This window comes from Candidatus Aquarickettsia rohweri (genome assembly GCF_003953955.1).
GTDB classification, from domain to species: domain Bacteria; phylum Pseudomonadota; class Alphaproteobacteria; order Rickettsiales; family Midichloriaceae; genus Aquirickettsia; species Aquirickettsia rohweri.
In genome coordinates, this window is the sequence record NZ_RXFM01000059.1 from 1 (window position 1) to 8,200 (window position 8,200).

The 8,200-nt window shown below is 27.2% G+C and carries 8 protein-coding genes and 1 riboswitch; of the genes, 1 reads left to right on the forward strand and 7 read right to left on the reverse strand.

All coding sequences use genetic code 11. The features are described 5' to 3' along the window. The first annotated feature begins 1,069 nt into the window (after positions 1 to 1,069). Positions 1,070 to 2,056: a hypothetical protein gene (locus tag EIC27_RS04525; RefSeq protein ID WP_126044933.1), complete on the forward strand. Its 987-nt coding sequence runs from the start codon at positions 1,070 to 1,072 to the stop codon at positions 2,054 to 2,056. A 256-nt stretch (positions 2,057 to 2,312) separates the two neighbouring features. Here EIC27_RS04525 and EIC27_RS04530 read toward each other — a convergent pair whose 3' ends face one another. The 7 genes from EIC27_RS04530 to EIC27_RS08245 all read right to left on the reverse strand — a co-directional run. Continuing rightward, positions 2,313 to 2,984 carry a TenA family protein gene (locus tag EIC27_RS04530; RefSeq protein ID WP_126044934.1) on the reverse strand — a complete coding sequence of 224 codons (672 nt, stop codon included), beginning with the start codon at positions 2,982 to 2,984 and terminating at the stop codon, positions 2,313 to 2,315. Continuing rightward, positions 2,984 to 3,799: a bifunctional hydroxymethylpyrimidine kinase/phosphomethylpyrimidine kinase gene (gene thiD / locus EIC27_RS04535; RefSeq protein ID WP_126044935.1), complete on the reverse strand. Its 816-nt coding sequence runs from the start codon at positions 3,797 to 3,799 to the stop codon at positions 2,984 to 2,986. The genes EIC27_RS04530 and thiD overlap by 1 nt, the downstream gene beginning before the upstream one ends. Positions 3,800 to 3,801: 2 nt before the next feature. Beyond that, positions 3,802 to 4,446, reverse strand: a complete 645-nt coding sequence (thiE, locus tag EIC27_RS04540) for a thiamine phosphate synthase (RefSeq protein ID WP_126044936.1) — start codon at positions 4,444 to 4,446, stop codon at positions 3,802 to 3,804. After that, positions 4,440 to 5,255 (reverse strand): hydroxyethylthiazole kinase, encoded by an 816-nt coding sequence (thiM, locus tag EIC27_RS04545; protein ID WP_126044937.1) that lies wholly within the window; start codon positions 5,253 to 5,255, stop codon positions 4,440 to 4,442. The genes thiE and thiM overlap by 7 nt, the downstream gene beginning before the upstream one ends. Next, a riboswitch (TPP riboswitch) is annotated at positions 5,247 to 5,349 on the reverse strand. Its footprint overlaps the gene before it by 9 nt. 291 nt (positions 5,350 to 5,640) lie before the next feature. After that, entirely contained in the window at positions 5,641 to 6,435 is a 795-nt protein-coding gene (locus tag EIC27_RS04550; protein WP_126044938.1) for a hypothetical protein, read from the reverse strand. A 417-nt stretch (positions 6,436 to 6,852) separates the two neighbouring features. Continuing rightward, positions 6,853 to 7,899 carry a RecB family exonuclease gene (locus tag EIC27_RS04555; protein WP_126044939.1) on the reverse strand — a complete coding sequence of 349 codons (1,047 nt, stop codon included), beginning with the start codon at positions 7,897 to 7,899 and terminating at the stop codon, positions 6,853 to 6,855. 71 nt (positions 7,900 to 7,970) lie between these two features. Continuing rightward, positions 7,971 to 8,200, reverse strand: a 230-nt coding sequence (locus tag EIC27_RS08245) for a transposase domain-containing protein (RefSeq protein WP_205702304.1), incomplete at its 5' end; no start/stop codon positions are given.

An 8,200-nucleotide genomic window follows, 5' to 3' on the forward strand; every position in this document is an offset into this window, starting at 1 on the left:
AAAATTCATATTTACTTACATTACTTTTTTTATATTCTTCTACTAGCTCTTTCCATTTTTCATTACTTATTCTTTTTTTCTTTTTTTCTAATAGCATCATTAGCCTCTATTTTTTTAGGCTTTTGTTCTACCACTTATTTTTATTCTTGCCTAGATGCCCTTATTTTAGCGCTTACGTTATAATACTTTGAACAAATTCACCAACAGCATGTCCAACACCTGATTCACAAATAATACTCATTTTACACCTCTAATTGATAATGCGAATAAGTCTCATTACTATTACATCCCTATAGATTTGTCAATTATTATCTAAAATTATAATAATAAATATCAAACAAATTGAAGGTAAGGTTAAATTTATGAGACTTTTAAAAATCACATGGATAAAGCTGTTAAGATAGAGCAAAATTTTATTCTTTACATGTTCTTCATGCTATAATATTTTTCTTACTTATACACTCCACTTAAACCCAATTAAATTAATATAATTCTGTTATTTTATTCAAGATTAAACTTTATAAGGAGCTCTTACATTTCCAATACTAAATAATCTATCCATTATTATTGACAATAAAAAAAATTTAAGCATAATGTATTGTATTAAATTTTGCAACTGGGGACAGTCATGGAAGTAATTAAAAATTTACAATATATAGTTGAAAAGAAAGTTATTATAAATAACGACCTAAGTGCATTTTTAATGTGGTTCAGTAATATTGGCCTCAGGCCAATGTATCTATCATTACATCACACTTATTGTAGTTAACTTGAAGGTTTTTACACTTTACAATATCTAAGTTCAGCACTACATAGAGCTTACTTATTATAATCAAGTTTAGTCATTGATTAACTTTTTGTTAACTAATAATAAACTTATTCATCAATAATAAAAAATATTTATATGGAGATTATCATGGAAAAATTAACATAACATACTAAAAAACGGCTAAAGGACGCCACCTATTAGCCGTTTGGAAATTAGTAGAAAATACTACCATCATCATTCTACTACATTTCCTTAAATTAATATAAATAAAATTTTACAAAAATTAATAAGGAGATATTTATGTCTAATACCAATATAAATAATATACCACATTACCTTTTCAATACTGGATGGAATGCGGCTGTAGCTGTATCCAAAGTAACGGCTGTCATAGGGACAGTTACAGCGGGAGTTACTTTTGGTGCTCCTTTAGTTGGACTAGCTGCTCCAGCAGCACTAACTTTTAATGGTTGGTGGTGCGCTTCATTTTTTGCAGGCACTACAGCAACTGCCACTGCAAGACAAGTAGTAAGTGACTTCTTTCATTCAAAACATGTGCTTGAATATACAGATTATTATTCAGGTGGCTATGGAGATCAAATAGCTGATTTTCTTGATATCGCCTTTGCAACTGGCACACATGGAGTCAGAAATCTTGGAATGCATAGCTTTTTATTCCCAGGTGCTCCACATTTACATGCAGTATTGTTTGGCATGTTAGATGGCTTCTTATATTCTGGCAAGACTATACTTGATAAACACTCAGATAAATTTTTAGATAATGATATGGTCGATAATTGCACCACCCTAGAAATGTTGCAAGATGCTGACTCCTTAATAGTTGAAGCGATTACTTTTGGTCTACAACATGGTATAGAAAACCCTGTTGCATTTTTAATTGGTGGTCCTATAATGGGTGCAGCAATAGATTACTTGCTTTCATCATCAATAGGAAGTCATAAAAAGGCAATTCCTTTCATTTATAAAAATTTGTCATCTGTTGACAAGGATATTCTTAATAAGTGTTTTGTAAAGGATGATGGAGGTGTCAAACATAAAATTGAATGTGGAGAACTTGATGATCAGCCAGGACATTTTGAATGCACAGAATATATAGGCTATGCATATAAATTAGCACAAAGAAAAGGATTGATAAGTGATGATTATAAAGATTTTATACAAAAAGATAACTTTCAATTCCATTTCAACTCTTCTAGCTATGAAGAAAACCATAATATGAGCATTGCGGCTAATATAACTGAAAGCCACGATCATGATGAACTCTAACTTACTGTAGTACTACAGGCTCTATTTATAACCTGAACTGCAGATAAGAAATTTATAGCAAATCTTGTAATCATGAAGAGTAATGTCTCTCAACAGTCATCACGAAGGAGAGCTTTTACTCGACTGTGGTGATCCAGAATTGTTGTAGTATTTACATTTGTTGATAATTTTCCTGGATTGCCACGAGCAATTTGTGCCCTCGCAATGACTATATCGTTGTTCCTAACTGTACTAAACATTACTCTATGGCGCCTTTCTAGCTCTTTATAGAGCGATTCTTATTTGCAGTTCGGGTTATATAAGAATCATTCCAAAAGTATAATTCTAATTCTGTAGATATTTTAAATAGATTTAATAATCTTATACCCTTTTTAGAATCAGCCACAATATCTAGCACTGCATGTTGTGTTATTTCTAACATAATATCAACTGTGTCTGAAAATTCTTTACTAGAATATGTATCAATCCACATTGAATATGGATTCAGCAAAGATACTTGTTTTTTAATGCTATTACCTACTTCCCTATATATGTAAAAACATGGTAATAAAGCTGATAATGACTCTTCATAACTATCCGCATATGCTGATGTTAAAAGAAAATTTGTATAAGCTAAGCATGCTTTATTTTTTATACTTATAGGTTTTATCTTAAATTCTTTGAAATAATGATTATGCAACTCTCGTTCTGCTGCTAAAGCACCATCTGCAAAATGTAATAACTGTGAAAAATGTTTAATATTTTGGCTCTTTGTTGCAGTAATAGCTAAAGCTTTTGCAAAATCAATTAAGTATAAAGAATCCTGCTGCATATAAATTTCAAAAAATTTTTTCTTTAAAGTACCTTTAGCTAATTCTTTATTAAAATTACAATTAATTATTTTTAAATATATATCTTCAATGTAGTTAAAAAAGTCTGTTATTTGCATTAAACTCCCTCCATAAAATAAAAATGATCAACAGGGCCACACCCTTTACCTAATTTATACTTAGAACCACTTTCAATTGCTTTATTTATATAATAATTTGCATTCTTAACAGAATCGTATATAGAATGTTTATTTGCCATATAAGCTGCAATTGCGGCAGAAAATGTACATCCAGTACCGTGCAAATTTTTCGTTTCTATCCTTTTATTTGAAAACCAATTACTTTCTTTAGTCTTGCAATTATAAAATAAATCCCAACAATCTTCTTCTTGTTCTAGATGTCCACCCTTTATTACTATAAACTGTGATCCATATTTAGCAATTTTATCAGCAGCAATAATCATATCTCCTTTAGATGCAATCTTTCCATCTGATAAATATTCTGCCTCATGAATATTAGGTGTTATAATTGTAGAAATAGGTAATATTTTATCCTTTAAAGAATCTAAAGCTCTTTTTTCTAATAGTAAGTCTCCACTTTTTGCAAACATAACGGGATCAGTTATTATAGGCACTTCTGAGCACTCTGATAACTTTTTACATACGACTTCAATTATATCCGGTTTATGCAGCATACCTATTTTTATAACATCAAAACCAATATCTTCTTTTATAGATTCAATCTGCTTATCAATTGACTCTATTGGCAAATCATAAATTTTGAGTACACCTGTTGTATTTTGAATTGGTAATGAAGTTAGAACTGTCATTCCATAACAATTCAAAGCAGAAAAAGTCTTTAAGTCTGCTTGTATTCCTGCGCCACCACTTCCATCAAACCCAGCAATACTTAATGCTCTTTTATATTTTTTCATAATTATGCTCCTTTTTGAAATTCATTTATTTTAAATTTAAACTTTGAAGCTTGAATTTTTGGATTTTGATCATTAAAAATAGCGGAACTAATAGCAAATCCATCAACATTTGAATTCATTAGTTGATGAATATTATCAAGTGTTATGCCACCAATTAATATTGTTGGTTTTATTTTATTTTTTGTAAGTAAAGAAATCTCTTTTACACCTATAGGTTTTTCTATATCAAGCTTTGTATTAGTATAAAAAATAGGACCTAATGAAATATAATTTGCAAAAATATTTTGCTTATTATTTAACTGTGATAAATTATTGACTGAAATTCCAATAATAAAATCATTGCCTAAAAACTCTCTGGCATTATTTAATGAAATATCATTTTGCCCCACATGCACTCCATCTGCTGACACTTTTTTAGCAATAGCTAAGTTATCATTTATAAATAATGAGATATTATGAGTTGATGCAATTTCCTTACATTGATATGCTAATTTCAAAAATTCATCATATTCTAAATTCTTCTCCCTCAATTGCACTGAAGTAACACCACCTATAATTGATTTTTCAATTATATCTAAAAATTCTATATCAGAGATTTGTTTATTTCGATTTGTAACTAAATATAATTTTAGAGCATCTTTTAGCATTTTAAAATTATTAAATTATTTATAAAATTTTCTTTCTTTAAATGATATAAAGTATCAATAAAATTCTGCTGAAAAGAGCCAGGTCCTGAGGATATTCTTTCAGCTAATTGCCCTGCAACTCCATATATTGCCACTGCTGCAACAGCTGAATTCAAATAATTTTTTTCTACTGCAATAAAACTTGCAATAAATGAACTTAAAGTACACCCCATCCCGATTACCTTTTGCATTAATACACTACCATTAGATAGCTTATATATCTGCTCCCCGTCAGTAACGTAATCATCTTTGCCTGTTAAAGCTATAATTGTATTGTAAGTTTTAGCGATTATCTTTGCATGCTCTAAAACTTGCTCTGAATCAATACAACTATCTACACCTTTAGATGCATTGCTGCTATTTGCGTTTAAAGATGATGATAAAGATAAAATTTCAGATGGATTGCCTCTAACAACCTTAATATTAAATTCTTTAATAATTTTTTTAGAAAAGTTAGTTCTATAATTCGTAGCACCAGACCCAACTGGGTCAAAAACTACTGGCAATCCATGTGCTTTAGCTATTTTTAATGATTCAATAATATTTTTTTCCCATAACGGGTCAAGCATTCCAATGTTAATAGATATAGCTTTTGTAGCTTTATATAGCTCCTTAAATTCATCAGTAATATTTGACATTATAGGTGATGCACCAGCTGCAAGAAGTATATTAGCTGTATAAGGCATTACAACAAAATTTGTAATGTTTTGAATTAATGGATTTTTTTTACGAACTTTTTGGAATATATTCCAAATATTATCTTTTATCATAGCAAACTTTCCTCCGAAGGTATTATCCTTTTCAGGTTCAAAGGGTATTTCTCAGCACATATTGTAATTTATATGTGCACCCCTAGTTTTAATTGAATAATTAAATAACATAATAAAAACCTCCTAACAAGCTTTTATATTATCTATAAAGACAGTAATAAAAACTTACAAGTGATTCTATATTATAATTTCTATAGTAATATTTAACAAAATTTACTCTTCTCTATCTGTAATATTTTAATTCTAAAATAGTATAAGAGCCCAGCACAGATACCTTAAGACATGTCCTATAAAAACATCTATAGCATCAAGCTGGAATTTGATTATCTTGCACTCTCGTTATTATTAGCAAATATACTATAATAATATAATAAACTGAAAATTATCAAATAGTTACATAATCATATTCTATATCATAAAATTCAATAGCATCTGAATAATTTGCAATATCATGCTCTTCCACACATTTACCAACTCCAGTTGTTATATGTATAACGTTATAATAATATATAAATTCAGTAATTTTATCACTATTACTTTCACTATATTTATTTTTTATTTTTTCACGTATATAAGCTCCATAAGTTCTACTAATAGTACCTATAGGTTGTTTTAATATAATACAACTCATAATATTATCACTGAAAAAACAATCAAAAGTTTCAATGCTATATACATACTTGGAATACTCCAGCCATTCATTCTTATTTTTTAAATCTTGTAATGTTTCTGAAAAATATTCCCATGCAATATTATTAATAGCTCCATTAATAAGTTTGTATAACAGATCAAATTTATTAAATAATATATTATTATCTAATATTGTTTTAAATAAATAATTACTTGCATAATAAAAGCCCTCACCAAATGCACCTGCTATAATATGCTTAAAATGATAATAATCTTCTCCAAGGTAATCATTTATCTCTTTTCTTCCCCAATATTTTAAAGTTCCACTTATAAAGGTAAAGGCTATACATTTCCATCCATAATATGTTGGACCAAAACCAAAGCTCCACAAAATAAAATTAGCTGCTACATCGCTAGATAACGCTATTTTTGCACTATTATATATATTAATAATATGCTCAGATCCCAAAACATAGTTAACTCCTTCATATAAATCATTAGTTAATGAAGCACCTGTTTCATACACATAATCAATAAAACTATTTGGCATTATATACCCCCCCTTTATTAAATTTAATTACTCCAAGTTAATGAATCAAAATTGAAAAAATAGATAGTAATAAGTCTTAGTAAAATAACTCTAAATAGACTTATTTGTTATTTTTGAATGGAATAGTTATTCTACACATTGATAAAATTTTACACCCCTATACTTTAGTAATTATTGCTAATAGCAAATAGTTGATTATCTATATATAATTATAATTTGGAGTAGATAGATTTACTCTGAACTTTAAACATCGCTTTCGAGTAATATATATTATTTATACCATAGCTATGGTAAGTAAATTATATTCATTGTCAAGTTTAACTTAGTGTAATGATCTTTTTCTTGATTTTTAACGTAATATCAAATTGTGTAAATGGTAAGTATATACAAATAATACATTTATGTTACCCCCATACTTTAATTATTAATATGTCTCATTATATGAAAGAATTGTTTGTTTTTATTATTTTGAGAAATATTTTTTGTTATAAAAAAATCTGTTTTATTACATAAAAAGTCTTCCAATAATTTTTTTATGCCATTTTCAGTTTCATTTAAATTGCTTTTTATATTATAAATAATTGTATTAGTATATTTTCCACTTATATCAAAATATTCTAAATTAATTTTTGATATGTTGTCATTTATATCTTTAAATCCATTATTTATTAAAATATATTCTTCAATTGGTAATTGAGGTGATATACCTTTTAAAACGTCATTGGAACTAGGAATTAATCCAGATTTAAAATCTATTATTTTTGCTTTGTGTTGTTTTTTTAAAATATCAATTTTATCAGCAATACATATTAATTTAATGTGCTTGGATTTAAATCTTATATTAATTTGCCCAAATATCTCACTAAAAGAAATAGAATCATCATTATTAATTATAAAACTCTTATAAATAGATTTTGCTATATTTTGCAAACGTATATTCCAAAATTTATTTATTTTATAAGGAATACCTTGATGCTTAATTTGGTTTATAAAATTTTTAGTAAAAATATCCATAAACTCTTTCTCATTTTGAACTTTCATTAATAAAACATCATGAATTATTTTATGAATAATAATTCCAAATTCTTTTTTTTCTGCATGTTTAGCAATTTTTTCTAAGTAATTTAAGTTTAAAATATATTTTATATAATAAACATATGGGTTTGAAATTAATTTTTCGATACCTGTTATTGAGATTTTTGATGGCCTTTGCTCAATGTTTGGACAATAATAATATAAATCTGAGTGATTTTTATTGATTGGAGTATTTATATTTCTAAAAATGTTTAAATATTTATTGGTATAGAGTATTGATTTTTCTTCTATATTTTTAATTGATAATAATTTTTCTAACCACCTGCATATTTGGTCATTTAAATGAGAAGTTATTTCAGAATAACTAAAAATAACATCTTTATTGTATAAAGAGCTTATAAAATCATATTGTAAAGTAAACGCTAAAATATCCCCATCTTGACAAGTATTATCCGCCTTTCTTTGGGTTTCTTAAGTTTTTTGATAATTCTAAAAAAAATTTAATTTGATGATATTTTTTTATCAATATTATATGGAAGTAAATTTACTAACTCTTTTGGATCAGAATAATCATGAATATGATTCAGCAAATATTTTAAATAATCATAAGGATTAATCTTATTTACTTTGCAAGTTTCAATAATACTATAAATATTTGCACTAGCTTTAGCACCCTTAGTTGTTGCACAGAACATCCAATTTTTTCTGCCAACTGCAAATGGTTTTATAC